Below are 20,898 nucleotides of genomic sequence, written 5' to 3'. Positions count from 1 at the left end.
CGCGATTCCTCCTTGGTTCGCGGTTCGAGTGCCGGGTATCCACATCCAGCCTCACATCTCACCTGAACCGGGTAAATCACTATAAATCTCCTCCCGATCTGGCTGTATCCCGCATCACCGCAGGTCAGAGGCGCACCTACGGCGGCACGGCCGCCACCCCCGCCCCCTCCACCCGGGGTTCGACGTCCCGATGTCACGGCCTCGATGTCACGGCCCGCCGACCGGAGTGTCACGGGCGCGTCCCGGCCGGGCCGGTCCGTGAACCCGGCCGGTGCCCCGGGGATCGGACCAGTCACAACAGCACACCGGCGGGGCCCGCCGGGGCGCCAAGGACCGCTCAGCACACCGCGGGGCCCGCCGGGCGTCCCGACCCGCCCCGCACATCCTCACGACCGATCTCATGGAGAAGCGATGCACCTCAGGAAGATCTCAGCCCTCACGCTCGTCGCCCTGGCCGCCGGCGTCTCGCTCACCGCCTGCGGCAGCGGCTCCTCGACGAAGGCCGGTTCCGCGGCGGGCGACAGTGACTCGTCCGCGAGCGCGCCCGCCTCTTCCGCTGACGACTCGGGCGGCGCCGACGACTCCGCGAACGGCTCCGGCAGCGGCAGCGGCAGCGGCACGGCGAACGCGAGCACGCTCTCCAGCCACTCGGGCACGGCGTCCGGGTCCGGCGCGGCCTCGGGCGCCGGTGCGGCGTCCGGTTCCGCCTCGGGCGGCACCTGCCGCACGGCGAACCTCGCCTTCTCCACCTCGGGCGCCATGGCGGAGGGGGAACTCCTGGTCAACCTCCGCAACACCGGCCCCTCGGCCTGCACCCTGCACGGCTTCCCCGGCGTGGACCTCAAGGGCCGCGACGGCACGGTCAGCGCGGCCCGCAGCAAGGTCGCCGCACCCTCGGTGAGCCTGGCTCCCGGCCAGGAAACCCGCTTCACCCTGCACTACCCGCCGAACCACTCCGGTGGCTCCGGAGTCACCTTCACCACTCTGATCGTCACCCCGCCCAACGAGACCCACCCCCACACCCTGGCCCAGGCCATCAACATCCCCGTCACGGACGGCAGCGCGCCGGGCCCGGGCATCACGGTCGACCCGGTCGGCACGGGCAAGTAGCCCCCGCCCCGTCGTGCGGCCCCGGCCCCCGGCGCCGGGGGCCGGGGCCGCACGACGGCGTTCCCCACAGGACCCGCCCGAACCCGCCCCGAACGGCCCTCACACCCGCGCCGGACGCCCCCACCCCCACGCGGCGAGCGTCCGCGCCTCCACCACGGCCATCCGGGCTGCCCGGTCCGCCGGGCCGGTGTGGGCGCTCTGCCCCGCCGCCGCCCCTCCCACTCGCGGTACAACAGCCCCACCCCCGCGGTGAACACCGACGGGCGGGCTGTCGCAGACATCGCCCGGGAGGTGGTGGCCGCCACCGGCTGGGCCGGGCAGCACTCCGCGACCAGGTTGTGATCACCTCGGTGGACCCGAGCCTGAGGCGACTGCGGCCAGCGGTTGGACGCTGGACATCCTGTACACCGCTGGCTCACCCTCGCGATGCGCGCCCAAGCTACGCCCCTACACCGTCGCTGCCAGGAGTAAGCGGATGAAGAAGCACCGAGTTGACCCCAGGGACATGACATGGGAACAGGAAATTCCCTACTACCGCGCCTATTTCTGGGACCGGGGCGCCGTCACGTCGCACGAGTATGAACTGTCCGACGTCGGCATCGACGAGGCATTGGCCTGGACTCGGCAGTACGCACAGGAGAAGGGCTGGACGTACACGTTCTACGTCAGGGTTCACGACAGGAACGAGCCGGGGCTCGTGCGGATTGAAGGCGTCATGGGAGACCCCTTCGACGACGTGTAGGGAACGGACCTACACCCGAGTGTGCGTCGTCATCCACTGAAAACTCCGGTGACTCATCCTTTCGTTCGCACGTCGTGGCGGGCAGGACGATGTCCGCGGTTTCGACCGGGCGGCCGTCGTCGCCGTAGTACGTCCGCCTGATGCGGGTCACCAACGCGCCGCGCTGGATGCCGAGGAGCGTCGCCTCCTCGGCATCCGCATGTCCCGGCTCCGGCTGCTCCACCGCGTGGGTCACCGTGATGCCGATCTCGGCCATGCGGTCGACCACGCCCCTGCCCGCGTGCGGGCCGCCCTCCGGCAGCACGACGAGCGTTCCCGCCGTCAGCTCGTACGGCTCCCAACTCGTCGAGAGCTGCGCGGGCCTGCCGTCCACCAGGAACTCGTACGCCGTGCGCACACACAGCGCCCCCGTACCGACGCCGAGCCGCGCCGCGATCTCCCCGGGCGCCGGCACCTTCGCGTCGGTACGGCTCTCCCACGTGCCCCGGCGGCCGAGCGCCGCCATGTCCGCGCGAAACGGTGACCCGCCCTGCTGCTCACGGTACTGCGAACGCACCATCCGCAACCGCCGACTCGGCTCGGCGGCAGTCGGGGCAGCGATGAATCGCCCGGCCGCAGTGCGGCCGCTGTGAACGTCGCTGCCCCGGCTGTCGACAGATGGCGTGCCCCGTCCGGCAGGGCACACGGAGGACGGGCGGGGCCGGCGGGGCACCGCGAGCGGGACGGCCCCTGACCGATGTGGCTGGTCAGGGGCCGTGCGTATGCGGTGGGTGTGGGATTTGAACCCACGGTGACATTGCTGCCACGACGGTTTTCAAGACCGTTCCCTTAGGCCGCTCGGGCAACCCACCTGGGCCCTCCGCCGCCGGCGGGTGGGGCAGGCGACAGCCTACCGGCTGGGCGGGGGTGGGGGTGGGTGGCGGTAGTTCTTACGGTTCCGTGAAGGGGGTGTTCCACGGAGGGCCGCGGGGCTTCCGGCGCAGGTGGGCGGGCTAGCGTGAGGGCGTGCTCACTTTGGTGCTGATCGGACTCGTCGGCGGGTTCATCACGGGGATATCCCCGTGCGTCCTGCCTGTGCTGCCTGTCGTCTTCATGACGGGCGGCGTGCGGCGGCGGCCGTATCCCGTCGTCGTGGGGCTCGCGCTGAGCTTCAGCGTGTTCACGCTGCTGGGGACGCTGGTCGTCAGCGCGCTGCCCGTGCCGCAGGACGTCATCCGGTGGGCCGGGCTCGTGGTGCTGCTCGTGCTGGGCGTGGCCATGATGTTCCCGGCCGTACAGGACCTGCTGGAGCGGCCGTTCGCGCGGATCGGGCGGCGGCGGGTCGACGGCGAGCGCGGGGACTTCGTGCTCGGGCTCGCGCTCGGCGCGGTGTACGTGCCGTGCGCGGGGCCTGTGCTCGCCGCGATCACCGTCGCGGGCGCCACGCACCGGATCGGCGTGGGCACGGTCGCGCTGACGCTGGCGTTCGCCGTGGGCACGGCCGCGCCGTTGCTGTTCTTCGCGCTCGCCGGGCGCGGTGTCGCCGAGCGGGTGCGGGCCTTCCGCGAACGGCAGCGCGGAGTGCGGTTCGTGGCGGGCCTCGTGGTGATGGGGCTCGCGGTCGCGCTGACGTTCAATGTGACGGACGTGCTCCAGCGCGCCGTTCCCGACTACACCTCGACGCTGAACCAGGCGCTCGACAAGAGCGGCGCCGTGGGCGCGCTCGGCTCCGAGCAGGCCGCGGGGCTCCAGCACTGCGCGCAGCTGCCGAGCCCGCAGCTCGCCGACTGCGGGAAGGCGCCCGCCCTTTCGGGCATCCAGCAGTGGTTCAACACCCCGGGCGACAGGCCGCTCCCGGCGAGCGCGCTCAAGGGCAAGGTCGTGCTCGTCGACTTCTGGGCGTACTCCTGCATCAACTGCCAGCGCGCCATCCCACACCTCAACGCCTGGTACCGCGCCTACGCGAAGGACGGCCTCGTCGTCGTCGGCGTGCACGCGCCCGAGTACGCCTTCGAGCACGTGCCGGCGAACGTGAAGGCCGGCGCCGAGCGGCTCCACATGACCTATCCGATCGCGCTGGACAACGACTTCACGACCTGGAACGCCTTCGGCAACGACTCCTGGCCCGCCGAGTACCTGATCGACGCGAAGGGGCAGGTGCGCCATGTCGCCGTCGGCGAGGGCGAGTACGACACCGGCGAGTCGCTGATCCGGCAGCTGCTGACGGCCGCCCACCCGGGCGCGCACCTGCCGCCGCCGACGCATGTCGCCGACACCACCCCCACCGACGAGGGCCAGACGCCCGAGACGTATCTCGGCTCGGAGCGCGCGGGGTCGTTCGCGGGCGGGCGGCTCTCGGACGGCGTCCACGACTTCACCGTCCCCGGCACGCTGCCGGCCGACGCGTTCGCGCTCGGCGGCACCTGGTCGGTCGGCAAGGAGTCGCTGACCGCGCGCAAGGACGCGGACCTGCGGCTCGCGTACTCGGCAGACGACGTGTACCTGGACGTCGGCGGCACGGGGACGCTCACCGCCACGGTCGGCGGCAGGACCACCACGTACAAGGTCTCCGGCGCGCCGAACATCCACACCCTCGTCCACGGGGACGACCCGACGAGCGGCATCCTGGACGTGAAGCTGTCGCCCGGGCTCAGCGCGTACTCGTTCACCTTCGGGTGACGCCTCCTGCGCCGCCCGTCCCTCGACGCGTCTGCCCCCGGCGCCTGTTGGCGCCGGGGGCAGAGGGGGAGCGTACGGCGGGGGTCAGTTGCTGCTGTCGCCCTTGCGGGCGCCGAGGGTGACCTCGACCGTGTGGCTCTGGCCGTCGCGCTGGTAGGTCAGGCTGACCTTGTCGTTCGGCTTGTGGGTCCAGATCTCGCTGATCAGGGTCGGGCCGCTGTCGATCGGGGTGTCGCCGAACTTCGTGATGACGTCGCCCGAACGCAGACCCGCCTTGGCCGCGGGGCCGTTCGGCGTGACGGCCTGGCTGCCGTTCACACCCTGGGAGGCGATCACCGCGCCGTTGCCGCCCTGGTCGCCCTGCTGCTGGCTGTCGTCCATGGTGACCGTGGCGCCGATGATCGGGTAGACCGGCTGGCCCGTCTTGATCAGCTGCTGGGCGACGGTGGCCGCCTGGTTGATCGGGATGGCGAAGCCGAGGCCGACCGAGCCGGGCTGGCTGCTGCCGCCGCCGAGGCCGCCGCCACCGCCGCTGCTGCCCGGCTGGATCGCCGAGTTGATGCCGACGACGGCGCCGCGCGCGTCGAGCAGCGGGCCGCCCGAGTTGCCCGGGTTGATGGACGCGTCGGTCTGCAGCGCGCTCATGTACGAGGTGCTGTTGCCGCTCTCGTCGCCGGAGACGACCGGGCGGTGCTCGGCGCTGATGATGCCGGTGGTGACCGTGTTGGACAGGCCGAAGGGGGCGCCGATCGCGATGGTCGAGTCGCCGACCTGGACCTTGTCTGAGTCGCCGAGCGGCAGGGGCTTGAGACCCGAGGGGGCGTTCGTCAGCTTGATGACGGCGACGTCGTAGCCCTCGGCGCGGCCGACGACCTGGGCCGCGTACTTCTTGCCGTTGGAGAACGTCGCGGACAGCTTGCCGCCGCTCGCCGCCTCCGCGACCACGTGGTTGTTGGTCAGGATGTGGCCCTGCTTGTCGAAGACGAAGCCGGTGCCGGTGTCGCCGCTGCCGTTGCCGCTTGTGGCGTCGATGGTGACGACGCTGGGCAGTGAGTTGGCCGCGACGGCGGCGACCGAGCCGCCGGCCGCCTTGCCCTTGGGCAGGTCGGCAGCGGAGACCGTGGTGGAGCCGATACCGCCGCTGTCGCCGCTCGACGCGGCCCAGTAGCCGATGCCGCCGCCGATGCCGCCCGCGACGAGCGCGGCGACGATGACGGCGGCGATCAGGCCGCCCCTTATCCGGCCGCCGCGCTCCGGGTGCTGCGCGCCGGGCGCGCCCCAGACGGGTCCGCCGGGGCCCTCGCCACCGCCGCCGTAGCCCTGGCCTCCGATGCCCTCGGAGGGGGTGCCGTACGCGGGGTACTGGGGCGGCGGCCAGCCGCCCGCAGGGGGGCCGCTCGGCGGGGGCGGGGTGGCGCCCGCGGCGTGGGCCGGATGGGCGGCGTGCGCGCCGTGGGTCGCCGCGTGGTGGTGCGGCGGCTGGTCGGGCGGCGGGGGCGCGCCGTACGGGGCGCGGGTCCTCGGGTCCTCGCCGACCGGGGGGCCGGAGGGGGCGGGCGCGGCGGCCGGGGTGCCGACCGGGAACGTGGACGGCTCGCCGGGGGCCGCGGCCGGACGCTCGGGCGGCGCGGCGTGCGGGGGCGCGCCCTCGGGAGCGGAGGTCCCCTCAGGAGCGGCGTCCGGCCCGGGAGGTACGGACTGGGTGGCGGGGCGCTCCGTGCCCTCGCCCGCAGTGCCCTCGTTCTCGGTGCTCACAGCTCTTTTACTCCTCGGTTCCACGGTTCCACGGCTGTCGTCGGCAAGCGTCCCGCTGTGCAAGTGTCGTGGTTAACCCTTACCCACGACACGTCGGGCCACGGTAAGCGGGACCTGTGCGTCATTTGGCCATCTTTTACTTCGGACAATCCGGGCGCATCCCGAGGTGGACCGCCGGGATCCGCGCGGCTCCCCCGCCGACCGGCCGGGGAGGGCCGCCGTTCACCCGGCTGCCCCGCGGGGATGGGACCATGACGCCGTGACCCACGCACGTCAGCACAGCATTCAGGTCGTCGCCCACCGGGGCGCCTCCGAGGACGCGCCCGAGCACACGCTCGCCGCGTACGTGAAGGCCCTGGAGGACGGCGCCGACGCCCTGGAGTGCGACGTGCGGCTCACGGCCGACGGTCATCTCGTATGCGTGCACGACCGCCGGGTGAACCGTACCTCCAACGGCCGTGGCGCGGTGTCCGCGCTCGAACTCGCGGACCTCGCCGCGCTCGACTTCGGCGGGTGGAAGAACAGCCCGGCGTACGCGGAGAGCGAGGAGGGCCCGGAGTGGCGCGACCCCGGGTACACGTCGGTGCTGACGCTGGAGCGGCTGCTCGGACTGGTGCGGGACGCGGGCAGGCCGGTGCAGCTCGCCGTGGAGACGAAGCACCCGACCCGGTGGGCGGGGCAGGTGGAGGAGCGGCTGGTCGAGACGCTGCGCAGGTTCGGCCTCGCGGAGCCGGCGGGGCCGGGAGAGTCTCAGGTGCGCGTCATGAGCTTCTCGGCGCGGTCGCTGCACCGCGTCGCGCGGGCGGCGCCGCAGCTGCCGACGGTCTATCTGATGCAGTACGTCTCGCCGCGGCTGCGGGACGGGCGGCTGCCTGCGGGCGCGCGGATCGCGGGGCCCGGGGTGCGGATCGTCCGCAACCACCCGGGGTACGTCGCCCGGCTGCGCCGCGCGGGGCACCGGGTGCACGTGTGGACGGTGGACGAGCCCGAGGACGTCGAGCTGTGCGTACGGCTCGGGGTCGACGCGATCATCACGAACAGGCCGAAACAAGTCCTCTCCCAACTCGGCCGTACCGGGCCATAACCGGAGGAACCCACACAGGTCGCACCTGAACCGTTCGGCGGGGAGTGCACCGGCGCGCTCGCTGCGTGTCCGAATGTCACGAGTGCGTCAAAGGCTGGTTGGTGGCCGGTTTCCGGTCCAGGCCAATGGGGCATCCACACCGTGGCTTGGGCGAAGGAGGTCTCGGGGGTGGCGATTTTGGTGGCACAGGAAGCGCCGGCGTCGTCGAGCGTGGCCGTGGCCCACGGCCCGGCGGGCGTGGGCGAGGCACGGCACAGGATGCGCGCGCAGCTCAGCCGCAGCGGCGTCTCTGACACGGTCGTCGAGGACGCGGAGCTGGTCCTCTCCGAGCTGTTGAGCAACGCCTGCAGGTACGCGAGGCCGCTGCGGCGGGCGGGCCGCGGCGACGCGGACCCGGACGGCGGCATAAGAGCGGCCTGGAGCGTCGACCCGGCGGGCGGCCTGACGGTCGAGGTGACGGACGGCGGCGGCCCCACGAGGCCCGCGCCCGCCCGGCCGTCCCTGACGGCGCGCGGCGGCCGCGGACTCACCATCATCTCGGCGCTCGCGAAGGACTGGGGCATTCGCGACAGCGCCTCCGGCGAGGTCACCGTCTGGGCCCACCTCTCGGCCCCCGACCCCGCCCACTGACGCTCCGGCCGCTGTGCCCCATGGCCCCTCTCGGCTCCCGTGGACCGTGGCGCCTTGGCCTGTGGCTCCGGCTCCGGCCCGCCCCCTGACGCTCCGGTCGCGGTGCCCCTCGGCCCGCGGCCCCGGCTCCGCCCCCAGCGCTGTGGACTCCTGACTCCGGCCCCGTGGGCCCCGCTCGCTGACACCCTGCCCCCTCGGGACCATGGCCTCCCCCGGCCTCCGGCTCCGACTACGGCTCCGTGAACCCCCGGCCCCGGCTCCGGGCCCGCCCACCGACGCTCCCAGCGCCGTGCCCACGGCCCCTTGACCCGTGTCCCCGGCCCCCGTGAGCCCCCGACCGCCGGGCCGGTCCCCGACGCGGGTGGGCCGGTCCGCGACACAGGGCCCGAGCTGCTCCCCGCCGGCCGCCCCACCCGTTCCCCCTCCCGCGGTTCCCCGGCAGCCCCGCCGGTTTCCGACCGGCTCCGCGTCCGGGGCCGGACCGGCCTCTCCTTCGCGCGGGCGCTCTCCGCCCTCCGGGCCCCGGCCCCACCGGCCGCGGCGCGGTCGCGCGCGGGCCGCCGCGGGGGTGTGCCGCGCGCCGGGGGCGGGGCCGCGCGGCTAGGCTCGCCGTCTGCATTCGCGCACGACGCATCGCCGCAGCAACCGGGAGACACCCCACGATGGCCAAGAAGCAGAAGAAGGCGCAGCTCACGGACGGACCGATTCCGGTGGTGGGGGCCAGGGAGCCCTGCCCGTGCGGTTCGGGGCGCCGCTACAAGGCGTGCCACGGGCGCGCGGCCTCGCACGCGGTGACGGAGCTGGTGCATCGCCCGTTCGAGGGGCTTCCCGGGGAGCCGCACTGGGTGGCGATGCGGGAGCTGGTGCCCGCGGCGACGGCCGCGCTGACGCTCAGGGACGGGCTGCCCGAGGGCGTGCCGTCGGTGACGCTCGCGACGGTGCTGCCGATGGCCTGGCCCGCGCTGCGCCGCGACGACGGCTCCGTGCTGCTCGCGCTCCAGAACGACACGGCCTCGGGGGACCTCAGCCGCGACCTCGCGGACACCCTGGTGCGTGCGCTGACGGCGGAGCCGGGCAACCCGGTGCCCGCGCGCCGGGTCGAGGGCGAGGGCCCGAGGCTCCAGGACCTGCTCGACCTCTCCGCGGACTTCGCGCCGGTCGTGCACCCGGGCTTCGAGTTCTGGGTGCCGGACGCGGAGAACGCGTCGCCCGAGGTCGCGGCATCGCTGGAACGGGCGAACGCGGCGGCGATCCCGACCGTGCTGCTGTCCGGCGCCGACGCGGCGTACTGGTGCGAGACGCCGGAGAAGAACCACCTGCGCTGGGTGATGCCGCACGCGGAGGAGGCGCTGCTCGACGCGCTGGCCAGGCTGCACGCCGCGGGCGAGTCCTCGCTCGGCGAGGGCACCAGGCTCGTGGGCTCCTTCCGCGCCCACGGCCTCACCGTGCCGGTGTGGGACCTGCCGAGCGCGATGGGCGCCGAGGAGTGCGAGAAGCCGGCCGCGGCGTTCGCCGAGCGGCTCACCGCGGCGCTCGCCGAGACGGCCCCGCTGACGGCGGAACAGCGCAGGGCGCGCGGCGGCCTGACGAACCGCCAGGTGACGCTGAGCTGACGGAGAGCGACGACGACGGGGGCGAGTGGCCGATCCGAAGTGATACCGGTCACACAGTTTTGCCGTGAGGCCCGTACTTCCAGGTAATGAGCGGCCCGAAATCTCTGATCGAATTTGCTAACGGCCGATCTCTTGTTACCGTTCTAGAAGCCCGGTCGCTGGTGCATCCCCCGTCGCCAGCGACCGGGCCTTTGCGTTCTCGGGCCACGCCGGCCGCAGTCGGGCCATTGCTCCGATTTTCCGGCGCCCGCCCGCGCCGCCCCGGGTTTACCTGCGGTTTCCTGGACGGCGAGGGGCGGCGAGACCGCCCCGGAGCGGGGTGGCACCGAACCCCAACTCCCCCTGGACTGCGCTGACCTGCAGGATCTCCACGATCCCGCGCGCCGCGGCGCCGGGCGGAGGCCCGGCGCCTCGCGGGCCCGTGCGGCGCGGTTTTCGGTGAATTTCCGCGCACGCCCCGCTTGCCAGGCCATACGCGGGGAATTGAATTTTGTTCAGTACATCTCAGAACATCTCAGTACGCGAGTCTGCTGCCCTCGTCGGGCGCGCTCGTACTCGCCCGTACCAACGCGTCCACGACGGCCTCGACATCGGGCAGCCAGGGCGCGGAGGAACCGGGCAGCGGGCCGCGTTCCCACCGCACCTGACCGCCCGCGGCCTCGGACGGCGGTAGCACCAGGTAACCGCCGCCACTGTGGAAGCGGAGGGAACTCGGCACCCACGGCTTCGCGTACAGGAGGTCGCCGAGGCGTTCGAGGCCGTACGGGGCGACCAGGATCGACCAGCGGGTCGGCGTCGCCACCACAGGGCCGAGCCGTACGCCGTCGCGGTCGAGCGCGGCGAGCGCCCGCGCGCCCGCGACGGCCGGCAGGCTGATCGCGCAGGGCGCGGAGCCGCCGGTCGCGAGGACGACGGGGGCGGTCGGCCGGTTCGTCCACCACCAGCGGACCATCCGCTCGTCGTACGTGGCCGCGAGCAGGTTGGGGTCGAAGGGGTGGGCGCCCGGCACCGCGCACTCCGGGTCGGGGCAGGAACAGCCCGTGCCGCGGGTGCCGCGGCCGCCGGTCGCCTTCAGCGCGGCACCGGGGACCACGGGCCATCTCCAGGCGGAGAAGGCGAGCGCCGCATCGAGTGGGGCAGGCATCCCCTTGCGCCGGAACCGGAGCCTGCGTCGCCTTCCGAGGATCTCGCGCATGAGCGCTCGTTCCTTTCCGTTGAACGCCGAGTCCACATGAACACTGACTGACACCATCTGGGTGCATCACTTCGTCGTGCGTACCGTCGCGCATACAGCCGTGCGTACATTCAGCCATTCAGCCATTCAGCGTCGCGCTGCGCCGTGCCGCCGGGGTTCGCCCGGTCCCGCATCCGGTACGCGCCGGTGCGCCGTACGGCTCCGGGCGTCCTGCGGGCGGTGGCGCGCGGGCGCCCTGCTGCTGTCCCGCTGTGCTGTGCGTGGTGCTCGCCACTCCGGGGAGACGGGCGTCGGCCGGACCCCGACCTGTCTGACGCCGGGTCGCTGCCGCCGGGTTCCAAGGGGCCCCAACTGCCCCTGTCCGTCACCTTTTACGTACCCATCGCGTACGGAATGACGCTCGGGAGAACGCTTCCGGGGTGCCACGGATTTCCCGTGGGCCCCGGAAAAAACCCTCTTGAGCGAGCTCAGTCGATCGCAAAAACCACAGAGGGGGTACTTTTTTCGGTCAACTTCGCTACGGAGCCGGAGATCGGCCGGGGCACCGGCTTCACGCTGGACATTGCCCGAGTTGTGCGTGTACATGTGGGTACATTGCCGACCGCGCAGAATGACATGGGGGTTTTGCGATGCTATTCAGCGAAACGCACCGCCCGGAAGGTCGGCTGCCATGAACGCTCCACAGGCGCGGAAAGTGGCTGGAATCAGCCCTCTGGTTCCCTCGCCTGCCCAGACACCCCCTCCGCTCGACGACCTCCAGGCGCCGCCCGTCGTCCTCATCCAGGACCGGCTCGCCGGCTGGGTCTCCGACCTCACCACCCTGCACGAGCTGACCGAGCGCCTGGCGCGCACCGACCGCCTGGAGTCCGCACTCACCGAGCTGCTGCGCGCGGGCGCCGCCCTCGTCGGCGCGCGGCGCGGCCTCGTCGTCCTCGACCCGCCCGGCGGCGAGGGCCCCCGCACCACGGTCGGCGTCGGCCTTTCGCGGTCCGATATCGGCCATCTGGAGACCGTGCCGCACGCCGCCACCGCGTACGGCGCGCTGCTCGACGGCACCGGCCCGCTCGACGGCGGGGGCGGCGGCACCGCCGCGCGGCCCGCGGCCGTGGCCACCCCCGACCTGCTCGCGGACCCGGCGCTCGACCCGCGCCACCGGGACGTCGCCCTGCGCCTCGGCTACGGCGCCACGTACGCGGTGCCGCTGCTCAGCGACCCGGACGCCAACGCCGCGGGCGAGCCCGCCGGTCACCGCCCGCGCCGGCTCGGCGCCGCCGTCTGGCTCTACGACGAGCCGGCGGAGCCCGACGAGCGCAGCCGCCACCTCGTCGGCCTCTACTCCCGCTACGCGGGCGAGCACCTGGCGCGCCTCGTCGAACTGGAGCGGGCCCGCGCCCGGGTGGCCGACCTCACCGGGGAACTGCTGCCCACGCGGCTGCCGCACGTGCCCGGCGTACGGCTCGGCCTGTGCCACCACAGCGGGCCGCGCGGCGGCGGCCACTGGTACGACGCGCTGCCGCTGCCCGACGACTGCCTCGGCCTCGCGGTCGGGGCGGTCGACGGCTCGGGCCCAGCGGCGGTGGCCGCGATGAGCAGGCTGCGGGCGGCGCTGCGCGCGTACGCCGTGATGGAGGGCGAGGACCCGGTCGCCGTCCTGTCCGACCTGGAGCTGCTGCTCAGCCTCACGGAGCCCGGCCGCACGGCCACCGCGCTGTTCGCCCACGCGGAGCCGGCCGCGGGCCGCGTCCTGCTCGCGGGCGCCGGACACGCGCCGCCGCTGATCGTCGGCGACCGGCGGTGCGCGTACGTGGAGACGACGCTCTCGGCGCCGCTCGGCATGCTGGCGTGCTGGGAGGCGCCCAGCGTGGAGGTGGTTCCCGAGCCCGGAGAAACGGTGCTGCTGTACACCGACGGGCTGCTGCGGCGCACGGGCGACCCGGTGGACCGGGCGTACGCGCGGCTGCACGCGGCGGCGGCGAGCGTGCCCGCGGCCGTACGGGACGACCCGCAGGCTGTCGCGGACCACGTGGTGCGCACCGTGCTGGCCGACGCGGGCGCCGCCCGGGGCGGGGCCGGCGGCAGTGACGGCAGTGCCAGCAGTGACGGCAGTACGGACGACGTGGTGCTGCTCGCGGTCCGCTTCGAGGGCTGAGCTGCGTTCGAGGGCCGAGAGCTCGGGGCCGCCGGGGGCCCCGCCCGGGGCGCCCCGGCCGCAGTCGTCCCGGCCGGGCGGTTTCGGCGGATTCCTCACAGCAGGGCGCCGGCCCGTCCCGCTCACCTGCGCGGCTCCTTACGATGGAGAGGGCCGGTGCCGAACCGGAGAGCCGGTGGTCGTAGCGAGGAGAAGACGTGGCCGACGAGAGCGGCCGGGAGAACCCCGGCGCCGAGGCGGAAACCGACGGGAAACCCATCAAACAGCGGAAGAACGGACTGTATACCGCCGTGTCCGACGAACTCGCGGAGAACATGAGGACAGGCTGGGCCGACACCGAGCTGCGCGGCCTCGCGCCCGTGCCGGAGGCCGGGCACACGGCGGCGCGGCGCGCGGCCCTGTCGGCGCGGTTCCCCGGTGAGCGCCTCGTGGTGCCCGCCGGCAACCTGAGGACCCGGTCGAACGACACGGAGTACCCGTTCCGCGCGGCCACCGAGTACACGTACCTCACCGGCGACCGGACGCAGGACGGCGTGCTCGTGCTGGAGCCCGAAGGCACCGCGGGCCACACCGCGACGGTGTACCTGCTGCCCCGCTCCGACCGGGAGAACGGCGAGTTCTGGCTCGACGGCCAGGGCGAGCTGTGGGTCGGCCGCCGCCACTCGCTCGCCGAGGCCGAGCAGCTGCTCGGCCTGCCGGCGAAGGACGTGCGGAAGCTGCCCGCCGCGCTCGCCGACGCCACGGGGCCCGTACGGGTCGTGCGCGGCCACGACGCGGGCATCGAGGCCGCGCTGGCCGACAAGGTGACCGCGGAGCGCGACGAGGAGCTGCGGGTCCACCTCTCCGAGGCGCGCGCCGTCAAGGACGCGTTCGAGATCGGCGAGCTGCAGAAGGCCGTGGACGCGACGGCGCGCGGCTTCGAGGACGTGGTGAAGGTCCTCGACCGGGCCGAGGCGCACGAGAGGGGCGAGCGCTACATCGAGGGCACGTTCTTCCTGCGCGCCCGCATCGAGGGCAACGACGTGGGCTACGGCTCGATCTGCGCCGCCGGCCCGCACGCGACCACGCTGCACTGGGTGCGCAACGACGGCCGGGTGCGCTCCGGCGAGCTGGTCCTGCTCGACATGGGCGTCGAGACGGACACCCTCTACACGGCGGACGTGACGCGCACACTGCCCGTCGACGGCCGCTTCACCGACCTCCAGCGGCGGATCTACGACGCGGTGTACGACGCGCAGGAGGCGGGCATCGCGGCGGTGCGGCCCGGCGCGAAGTACCGCGACTTCCACGACGCCGCACAGCGGGTGCTCGCGGAGCGCCTCGTCGAGTGGGGCCTGATCGAAGGCCCGGTGGAGCGGGTGATCGAACTCGGCCTCCAGCGCCGCTGGACGCTGCACGGCACGGGCCACATGCTCGGCCTCGACGTGCACGACTGCGCCGCCGCCCGCCGCGAGGTGTACGCGGACGGCACCCTGGAGCCCGGCATGTGCCTGACGGTGGAGCCGGGTCTCTACTTCCAGACGGACGACCTGACCGTGCCCGAGGAGTACCGGGGCATCGGCGTGCGCATCGAGGACGACTTCGTCGTCACCGAGGACGGCAACCGGAACCTCTCGGCGGCGCTGCCGCGCACCTCGGCCGAGGTGGAGAGCTGGATGGCGGGCCTGCGCGGCGCCTGATCGCGGCCGTACGTGCGGGCGCCCCCGTGGCGAACCCGTACGGCACCGTGCGGCACCGTGCGCGCCCCGCAACCCCGCGCCCCGCGCCCCACAACGACGAGGACGCCCGCTCCACGCGGCTCAGATCGCGTGGAGCAGGGCGTCCTCGCGCCATTTCAGGATCTTGTCGAAGCTGACGACGGCGCCGTGGCCCGGACCGTTGCGGAAGTGGACGTGGTCGGCGAGCTGCTCGATCAGTCCGAGGCCCCGGCCGCTCTCCGCCGTGGACGGCGGCGGCAGCGGGTTCCTGACGACGCGTCTCGCGGGGAACCCCGGCCCCGCGTCGGCGACTTCGATCCGGCACTTCTCGCCTTCCAGATAGGCGGTCACCCGGTAGCCGCCGCCCTCGACGCCGTCCGCGGCGCCGTCCCCGCCGTGCTCCACGGCGTTGGCACACGCCTCGGTGAGCGCGACGGACAGGTCGAAGGAGATGTCCGGGTCGACCCCCGCGGTGTCCATGGCGCCGAGCAGCAGGCGCCGCGCGAGAGGGACACTCGCCGCTTCCCGCCGCAAATGCAGAGACCACCAGATGCTCATGCTCCAGCCTCCTGGCCATGGCTCGACATACGGAGACGTATTGCCGCATGCGGCCTTCCGTAAGCCCGCCTCCCGTGGTATCGCCCTCGTTCGGCCGACGCGGGCCGCGCGGGGTGGCGCGTACGGGGCAGAGCGTGACGTCCCGGACCTGCCCGCCCGCGGCGGGGGCCGCAGTGCGATGATGGCCCCGCCATGAATCCCGTCGCGCGCGCCGCCGTCGGCGCACGGCTGCTGAGGGCCGCGGTGTTCGCCGCGGTCTGCGCCGTGCTGTCCGCCGTGGGGCACGCGGTGGCGGCCTGCGCGTCGGTGCCCCGCTGGTCGGTGGCGGCCGGATTCCTCCTGCTGTTCGCCGCGGCGGCCCCGCTCGCGGGCCGTACGCGCTCGACCGCGGGCACGGTCGCCGCGCTCGCCGCGGGCCAACTCGGCCTGCACGCCCTGTTCGGGCTCGCGCAGCAGCGGGCCGCCGCGCCCGCGCACGCGGGCGGCGACGCGGTCGTCCGCACGGCCGCCACCCTGGTGTGCGGCGCGGGCCACGGCCTCAGCCACGCGCAGGCGCTGCGGGTCCTCACCCGGGCGCACATCAGCCCCGGGAGCGTCATCGCCGGGCCGGGCGGCACGGACCCGGGCGCGGCGTCCGGCACCGCGTCCGACGCGGCGTCAGCCATGACCAACATGCCGGGCATGGGCGACATGCCCGGCATGGGGGGCGGGGCGGGGTCCGCGACCGGCTGGACCGGACTCGCAGGGCTGCTGCCCTCGCTGCCGATGCTCCTCGCCCACCTGCTCGCGGCGCTCGCCGCCGGCTGGCTGCTGCGCCGCGGCGACCTCGCGCTGCTGCGGCTGTGCGAACTCTCCGAGCAGGGCGCCGAGGGCCTCGGCGAGGTCCGCGAGACGCTGACCGACGCCGCACGGCTGCGCTCCCTGCGCGCCGCGCTCATGCTCGTACGGCACCTGCTCGCCGGACTGCCGGGCGCGCGGGTGCTGCCGCAGGGGCCGCCGCCCACGCACGGCATACCCCCCGCGCCCTCGGCCGTGGCACTCCAGCACACGGTGGTCAGGCGCGGGCCGCCCGCGGCGGTCGCGCTCGCCGCCTGACACGACGCCCTCGGCACCCGGGAGACGGGAGAGGCGGCGTCGTGCTGCCGCCGTGCGACCGCACGCGGCTCCCGCCACCACCTCACCTCTTGGGGAGTGTTCTGTGTTCTCTGTGTCTTCTGGGTCTGCTGGGTCTGCTGGGTCTGCTGGGTCTGCTGGGTCTGCTGGGTCCAACGCGCCTGCTGGTTCCGACGCGCCTGCTGATTCCGCCGGATACGCCGGGAAGCCCCCGCGCGCCGCGGCCCGTACGCGCACCCGTCTCGCCAGGCTCGGCGTCGCGGGCGGTGTCGCAGGCTCCGCCGTGCTGCTGCTCGCCGGGCCCGCGTCCGCGCACGTGACGGTGCAGCCGCACGGCGACGCGGCCAAGGGCGGCTCCGCCGTCGTCGACTTCAAGGTCCCCAACGAGCGCGACAACGCCACCACGACCAAGCTCGAAGTGGCCTTCCCGACCGACCACCCGCTCGCCTCCGTGATGCCTGAACCGGTGCCCGGCTGGAAGATCGACGTCACCACGGCCAAGCTCGCCAAGCCGGTGGAGCTGCACGGCGGCAAGGTCACCGAGGCGGTGTCCAAGGTGACCTGGACCGCGCAGGGCGACGGCATCCCCGTGGGGCAGTTCCAGCTCTTCCCGGTCTCGCTGAGCACGCTGCCCGCCGACGCCGACCAGGTCACGTTCAAGGCCCTCCAGACGTACTCCGACAAGGAGGTCGTCCGCTGGATCGAGCCGCAGCAGCCGGGCGCCCCCGAGCCGGAGGACCCGGCGCCCGTCCTCAAACTGACCGCGGCGTCCGCAGCCGACGGCGCGGCGCAGGGCGGCACCGGGCACGCCGCGACCGAGACCTCCGCCAAGAACGCGCAGGCGGCAGGCGACTCCGGGGGCTCGGACACCGACACCGTCGCGCGGGTGCTTGGCATCGTCGGCATCGTGGTCGGCGCAGCGGGCGTCGCGTACGGGCTGTTCGTCGGCCGCCGCCGCTCCGCCGCCTGACCCCGCGCCGGCGGGCCCCGGGAGGGGGCGCGCCCCGCTCCCTCCCCGGGCCCGCTCCCTCCAGGGGCCCGCTCCCTCCCGGGCCCCTGGGCAGCCCCCGAAACCTCCCGCTCGTCCACAGGAAAGACCTCATGCGCAAGAAGACGCTCATCGCGGCGGCCGCCCTCACGGCGGCCGCGGCCCTCACCCTCACCGCCTGCGGTGGAGACGACAGCAACACCAAGCCGAAGGCCGTGGCCGACGTCTCCGGCGGGCAGCGTCCCGGCGCGGCGACCGTGCTCGACCCGGCGTTCCACAAGCCCGACCTGGTGCTGAAGGACACCCACGGCAAGACGTTCGATCTCCGCGCGGAGACGAAGAACAAGCCGACGCTGCTCTACTTCGGCTACACCCACTGCCCCGACGTCTGCCCGCTGACGATGAGCAACCTCGCCGTCGCGCGGAAGTCGCTGACCAAGGCGGAGCAGGACAAGCTCCAGGTCGTCTTCGTCACCACCGACCCCGAGCGCGACACCCCGGCCGAGCTCGGCAAGTGGCTGCCGGCCGCCGGCGACCCGTCCTTCATCGGCCTCACCGGCGACTTCAAGACCATCCAGGCCGGTGCGAAGAAGCTCGGCATCGGGATCGACCCGCCGGTCAAGCAGAAGGACGGCACCATCGTCTCCACGCACGGCGCCGAGGTGATCGCCTTCTCCCCGAGGACCAACGACGGCTACCTGCTGTACGGGGACAACACGACGGCCCAGGACTACGCCAAGGACCTCCCCGAGATCATCGAAGGGAAGCGGCCGTGACCCGCCGCGCGGCCCTGCTGCCCGCGGCGCTCCTCGCGGCCGGGCTCACCCTGGCGGCGTGCTCGGGCGGCGGCCAGGATGCCGCGGCGAAGCCCGCGGGCGGCGGCGCCCCGAAGCTCACGGTCTCCGGCGCGTACATGCCGCAGCCGGTGGGCGACCTCGCCGCCGGCTTCCTCGTCGTGCACAACGCGGGCAGGGGCGGCGACAAGCTGACCTCCGTCACCAGCCCGCTCTCCGAGAGCGTCTCCATCCACAAGACCGTCGACAACCGGATGGTCGAGGTGACGTCCTTCGACGTCCCGCCGGGCGGCACGCTCGACCTCGCGCGCGGCGGCAACCACATCATGCTCATGGGGATCGCGCACCCGCCGAAGCAGGGCCAGCGCGTCGAACTGGACCTGCACTTCAGGAAGACCGGCGCGATCAAGGTCACCGTTCCCGTCAAGGCGGCCAACTACCAGCCGCCCGCCACGCCGTGAGTGAGGGACACCAGACGCCATGACAGCTGCTACCGCCCCGTACCCCGCACCGGCCGGCGCCCCGGCGGGTCCGCGCCGTCGCCCCCGGCTGCCCGGCGTGCCGCCCCCGGCCGGGCCCGCCAGGCTCCTGGCCGCGGCGGGCGTGGTCGTCGCCGCCGTGCTGTCCGTGCTGACCGTGTTCGCGGGCAGCGCCTCCGCGCACGCGGCCCTGACCGGCAGCGACCCGAAGGACGGGGCGGTGGTGGCCACGGCGCCCAAGGCGGTCACCCTGACCTTCTCCGAGCAGGTCTCGCTCGGCAGGAACGCGATACGGGTGCTCGCGCCCGACAACAAGCGCGTGGACACCGGGAAGATCACCGACGTCAGCACCGGGTCCACCGCGAGCTACCGGACGGCGCTGCGCCCCGGGATCGGCGACGGCACGTACACCGTCGCCTGGCAGGCGGTCTCGGCCGACACCCACCCGGTGGCCGGCGCGTTCACCTTCTCCGTCGGCGCGCCGTCGAGGACCGAGGCGAGCGTCACGGGCCAGAACGCGGGCGGCGGGCTGGTCGGCGCGCTGTACGGGATCGCCAGGTACGTGTCGTACGCGGGCTTCACCGTCCTCGTCGGCGGGGCCGCGTTCGTCCTGGTCTGCTGGCCGCGCGGGGCGTCCGTGCGGCCGGTCCAGCGGCTCGTGGTGCGCGCCTGGACGGCGTTCACCGCGGCGACGCTCGCGCTGCTGCTGCTCCGCGGCCCCTACACCGGCTCGGGGAAGCTCGCGGACGTCCTCGACCTGAGCGGGCTGCGGGACGTCCTCGGTACGAAGGAGGGCGCGGCGCTCGTGTCGCGGCTGCTGCTGCTCGGCGCGGCCGCGGTGTTCGTCGCGGTGCTGTTCGGCGCGTACGCGCGGCGGGGCGGGGAAGGGGCGGACCGCGCCGAACGGCGCGACCTGGCGTTCGGGCTCGGCGCGGGTGGTGCGGCCGTCTCCGCGGGGCTCGCGGCGACCTGGTCGCTGAGCGAGCACGCCTCGACGGGCATCCAGACCGGGCTCGCCATGCCGGTCGACATGGTGCACCTGCTGGCGATGGCGTGCTGGCTCGGCGGGCTCGCGGCGCTGCTCACCGCGCTGTACCGGGCGCCGTCCGTGGACGCGGCGGCGGTACGGCGGTTCTCCGCGCTGGCGTTCTGGAGCGTGGCCGCGCTGGTGGCGAGCGGCCTCTACCAGGCGTGGCGGCAGATCGGCACGTTCTCCGCGCTGGCGTCGACCTCGTACGGGCGGCTGCTGATGATCAAGGTCGGCCTCGTCGTGGTGATCGTGGTGATCGCGTACTTCTCGCGGCGCTGGACGGCGCGGCTCGCCGAGGCGCCGGGAGCGTCCGCGTCCGGCGCTGGGGCGGGAGCGGCCGAGCCGCTTCCGGTGGGCGCGGCTGCCGCGTCCGGCGCGCCCGGCGCCGGGGCCGGCTCCGGTGCGGGCGCGGCGGCCCGCGCCCCGGTGCCGGCGGGGGGCGGCGGTTCCGGTACGGGCCCCGGCGCGGGCGAAGAGGCCGGCGCGGGAGCCGGTGCCTCCGGTACGGGCCCCGGCGCGGGCGCCGACGCGAAGCCCCGTGCGGGCTCAGGTGCTTCCGGTGCGGGCACGGTGTCCGGGGCGAAGTCCCCTGTCGGCGGCGGCGGTTCAGGTGGGGAGTCCGACGCGGGCTCGGAGACCGGTGCTTGCGGTGTGCAGAGCCGTGCGGCGGGCGGCGGTTCCGGTGCGGCGGGCGCGACGGCACGGGCGGGCGCGGGCGGGGAGCGGGCGGCGCAGTTGGCGCGGCAGCGGGCGGCGGTGGACACGGCGCGCACCAAGCGGGTGCGCGACGCGGACCCGGCGCGCGGCGGCCTGCGCAGGTCGGTGCTTGCCGAGGCCGCGGTGGCGGTCGTGGTGCTGGTGTTCGCCGTGATCCTCTCCGACACCGAGCCAGCGCGGACCGCGCAGGCCGCGGCGCACACCCCGGCGGGCGCCGCGGCGGCCGCGGTGCCGAAGGCCGGCCCCGTCGACCTGTCGCTGCCCTTCGACACGGGCGGCCCGAAGGGCAGGGGCGTGGCGGAGTTCTACCTGGAGCCCGCGCGGGCGGGCGGCCAGAACCTGATGCACCTCTATGTCAACGGCCCCGACAACCGGCCCCTCGACGTCCCCCAGGTGAAGGCGAGCCTCACCCTGAAGTCGCGCGGGATCGGGCCGCTCCCGATCGCCCCCGAGCGGTTCGCGCCGGGGCACTGGGCGGCCGAGCACGTGCAGATCCCGATGCCGGGCACCTGGCAGCTCGCGCTGACCGTCCGCACGTCCGACATCGACGAGACGACCGTCTACAAGAACATCACGATCGGCTGAG

Annotated in this window: 16 protein-coding genes, 1 tRNA gene and 1 pseudogene; 13 read left to right on the top strand and 5 right to left on the bottom strand. The window is 74.2% G+C overall.

Annotated elements, in window-relative coordinates:
- Window positions 1–411 precede the first annotated feature (411 nt).
- Both ABEA77_RS18680 and ABEA77_RS18675 read left to right on the top strand, forming a co-directional pair.
- On the top strand, window positions 412–1,110 hold the full coding sequence (locus tag ABEA77_RS18680; RefSeq protein ID WP_345648572.1) for a DUF4232 domain-containing protein: 699 nt from the start codon (window positions 412–414) through the stop codon (window positions 1,108–1,110).
- Between the two features lie 475 nt (window positions 1,111–1,585).
- Window positions 1,586–1,852: a hypothetical protein gene (locus ABEA77_RS18675; protein ID WP_345648569.1), complete on the top strand. Its 267-nt coding sequence runs from the start codon at window positions 1,586–1,588 to the stop codon at window positions 1,850–1,852.
- On the opposite strand, the gene ABEA77_RS18670 is transcribed toward ABEA77_RS18675, so the two are convergent.
- Together ABEA77_RS18670 and ABEA77_RS18665 are read right to left on the bottom strand one after the other, a co-directional pair.
- On the bottom strand, window positions 1,824–2,537 hold the full coding sequence (locus ABEA77_RS18670; protein ID WP_425588313.1) for a UTRA domain-containing protein: 714 nt from the start codon (window positions 2,535–2,537) through the stop codon (window positions 1,824–1,826). The two genes, ABEA77_RS18675 and ABEA77_RS18670, sit on opposite strands and share 29 nt — an antisense overlap.
- Before the next feature lie 79 nt (window positions 2,538–2,616).
- Window positions 2,617–2,703, bottom strand: a tRNA-Ser gene (locus tag ABEA77_RS18665).
- Window positions 2,704–2,857: 154 nt separating this feature from the next.
- Between ABEA77_RS18665 and ABEA77_RS18660 the strand changes: the two genes are divergently transcribed.
- Complete coding sequence (locus ABEA77_RS18660; RefSeq protein ID WP_345648564.1) at window positions 2,858–4,510, top strand: cytochrome c biogenesis protein DipZ; 1,653 nt, start codon at window positions 2,858–2,860, stop codon at window positions 4,508–4,510.
- Window positions 4,511–4,594: 84 nt separating this feature from the next.
- Here the strand turns inward: ABEA77_RS18660 and ABEA77_RS18655 are convergent, their stop codons facing one another.
- Window positions 4,595–6,265 carry a S1C family serine protease gene (locus tag ABEA77_RS18655; protein WP_345648563.1) on the bottom strand — a complete coding sequence of 557 codons (1,671 nt, stop codon included), beginning with the start codon at window positions 6,263–6,265 and terminating at the stop codon, window positions 4,595–4,597.
- Window positions 6,266–6,524: 259 nt separating this feature from the next.
- On the opposite strand from ABEA77_RS18655, the gene ABEA77_RS18650 reads away from it, so the two are divergent.
- From ABEA77_RS18650 to ABEA77_RS18640, 3 genes and pseudogenes are all read left to right on the top strand, one after another.
- Complete coding sequence (locus ABEA77_RS18650; RefSeq protein ID WP_345648561.1) at window positions 6,525–7,349, top strand: glycerophosphodiester phosphodiesterase; 825 nt, start codon at window positions 6,525–6,527, stop codon at window positions 7,347–7,349.
- 73 nt (window positions 7,350–7,422) lie between these two features.
- Window positions 7,423–7,970, top strand: a pseudogene (locus tag ABEA77_RS18645) (ATP-binding protein); the annotation flags it as partial.
- Window positions 7,971–8,641: 671 nt separating this feature from the next.
- Window positions 8,642–9,592, top strand: coding sequence for a DUF5926 family protein (locus tag ABEA77_RS18640; RefSeq protein WP_345648558.1), 951 nt, complete (start codon window positions 8,642–8,644; stop codon window positions 9,590–9,592).
- Between the two features lie 514 nt (window positions 9,593–10,106).
- On the opposite strand, the gene ABEA77_RS18635 is transcribed toward ABEA77_RS18640, so the two are convergent.
- On the bottom strand, window positions 10,107–10,787 hold the full coding sequence (locus ABEA77_RS18635; RefSeq protein ID WP_345648555.1) for a bifunctional DNA primase/polymerase: 681 nt from the start codon (window positions 10,785–10,787) through the stop codon (window positions 10,107–10,109).
- Between the two features lie 694 nt (window positions 10,788–11,481).
- Between ABEA77_RS18635 and ABEA77_RS18630 the strand changes: the two genes are divergently transcribed.
- Together ABEA77_RS18630 and ABEA77_RS18625 are read left to right on the top strand one after the other, a co-directional pair.
- Complete coding sequence (locus ABEA77_RS18630; protein WP_345648552.1) at window positions 11,482–12,936, top strand: PP2C family protein-serine/threonine phosphatase; 1,455 nt, start codon at window positions 11,482–11,484, stop codon at window positions 12,934–12,936.
- A gap of 197 nt (window positions 12,937–13,133) precedes the next feature.
- Window positions 13,134–14,615 carry an aminopeptidase P family protein gene (locus ABEA77_RS18625; RefSeq protein WP_345648549.1) on the top strand — a complete coding sequence of 494 codons (1,482 nt, stop codon included), beginning with the start codon at window positions 13,134–13,136 and terminating at the stop codon, window positions 14,613–14,615.
- A gap of 120 nt (window positions 14,616–14,735) precedes the next feature.
- Here ABEA77_RS18625 and ABEA77_RS18620 read toward each other — a convergent pair whose 3' ends face one another.
- Window positions 14,736–15,191: an ATP-binding protein gene (locus ABEA77_RS18620; RefSeq protein WP_345648547.1), complete on the bottom strand. Its 456-nt coding sequence runs from the start codon at window positions 15,189–15,191 to the stop codon at window positions 14,736–14,738.
- Between the two features lie 192 nt (window positions 15,192–15,383).
- Between ABEA77_RS18620 and ABEA77_RS18615 the strand changes: the two genes are divergently transcribed.
- The 5 genes from ABEA77_RS18615 to ABEA77_RS18595 all read left to right on the top strand — a co-directional run bounded on the left by ABEA77_RS18615 (window position 15,384) and on the right by ABEA77_RS18595 (window position 20,897).
- Window positions 15,384–16,286, top strand: a complete 903-nt coding sequence (locus ABEA77_RS18615; RefSeq protein ID WP_345648545.1) for a hypothetical protein — start codon at window positions 15,384–15,386, stop codon at window positions 16,284–16,286.
- A 301-nt stretch (window positions 16,287–16,587) separates the two neighbouring features.
- Window positions 16,588–17,274, top strand: coding sequence for a YcnI family copper-binding membrane protein (locus tag ABEA77_RS18610; protein WP_345648542.1), 687 nt, complete (start codon window positions 16,588–16,590; stop codon window positions 17,272–17,274).
- Window positions 17,275–17,405: 131 nt separating this feature from the next.
- Window positions 17,406–18,068: an SCO family protein gene (locus ABEA77_RS18605; protein ID WP_345648540.1), complete on the top strand. Its 663-nt coding sequence runs from the start codon at window positions 17,406–17,408 to the stop codon at window positions 18,066–18,068.
- A complete protein-coding gene (locus ABEA77_RS18600) occupies window positions 18,065–18,547 on the top strand; it encodes a copper chaperone PCu(A)C (protein ID WP_425588312.1) in 483 nt (160 codons plus the stop codon). Before ABEA77_RS18605 ends, ABEA77_RS18600 begins: the two co-directional genes overlap by 4 nt.
- A 19-nt stretch (window positions 18,548–18,566) precedes the next feature.
- Window positions 18,567–20,897 carry a copper resistance CopC/CopD family protein gene (locus ABEA77_RS18595; protein WP_345648537.1) on the top strand — a complete coding sequence of 777 codons (2,331 nt, stop codon included), beginning with the start codon at window positions 18,567–18,569 and terminating at the stop codon, window positions 20,895–20,897.
- Window position 20,898: the final 1 nt, after the last annotated feature.

Origin of the sequence: Streptomyces tremellae, from assembly GCF_039540215.1 — a bacterium.
Classification (GTDB): domain Bacteria; phylum Actinomycetota; class Actinomycetes; order Streptomycetales; family Streptomycetaceae; genus Streptomyces; species Streptomyces tremellae.
This window is presented reverse-complemented; position numbering and strand designations above follow the sequence as displayed.

Excerpts from the sequence above, each read along its gene's own strand:
- ABEA77_RS18680 (WP_345648572.1), top strand. The coding sequence starts at position 412 with ATGCACCTCAGGAAGATCTCAGCCCTCACGCTCGTCGCCCTGGCCGCC.
- ABEA77_RS18675 (WP_345648569.1), top strand. The coding sequence starts at position 1,586 with ATGAAGAAGCACCGAGTTGACCCCAGGGACATGACATGGGAACAGGAA.
- ABEA77_RS18640 (WP_345648558.1), top strand. The coding sequence starts at position 8,642 with ATGGCCAAGAAGCAGAAGAAGGCGCAGCTCACGGACGGACCGATTCCG.
- ABEA77_RS18635 (WP_345648555.1), bottom strand. The coding sequence starts at position 10,787 with ATGCGCGAGATCCTCGGAAGGCGACGCAGGCTCCGGTTCCGGCGCAAG.
- ABEA77_RS18620 (WP_345648547.1), bottom strand. The coding sequence starts at position 15,191 with ATGAGCATCTGGTGGTCTCTGCATTTGCGGCGGGAAGCGGCGAGTGTC.
- ABEA77_RS18615 (WP_345648545.1), top strand. The coding sequence starts at position 15,384 with ATGAATCCCGTCGCGCGCGCCGCCGTCGGCGCACGGCTGCTGAGGGCC.
- ABEA77_RS18605 (WP_345648540.1), top strand. The coding sequence starts at position 17,406 with ATGCGCAAGAAGACGCTCATCGCGGCGGCCGCCCTCACGGCGGCCGCG.
- ABEA77_RS18595 (WP_345648537.1), top strand. The coding sequence starts at position 18,567 with ATGACAGCTGCTACCGCCCCGTACCCCGCACCGGCCGGCGCCCCGGCG.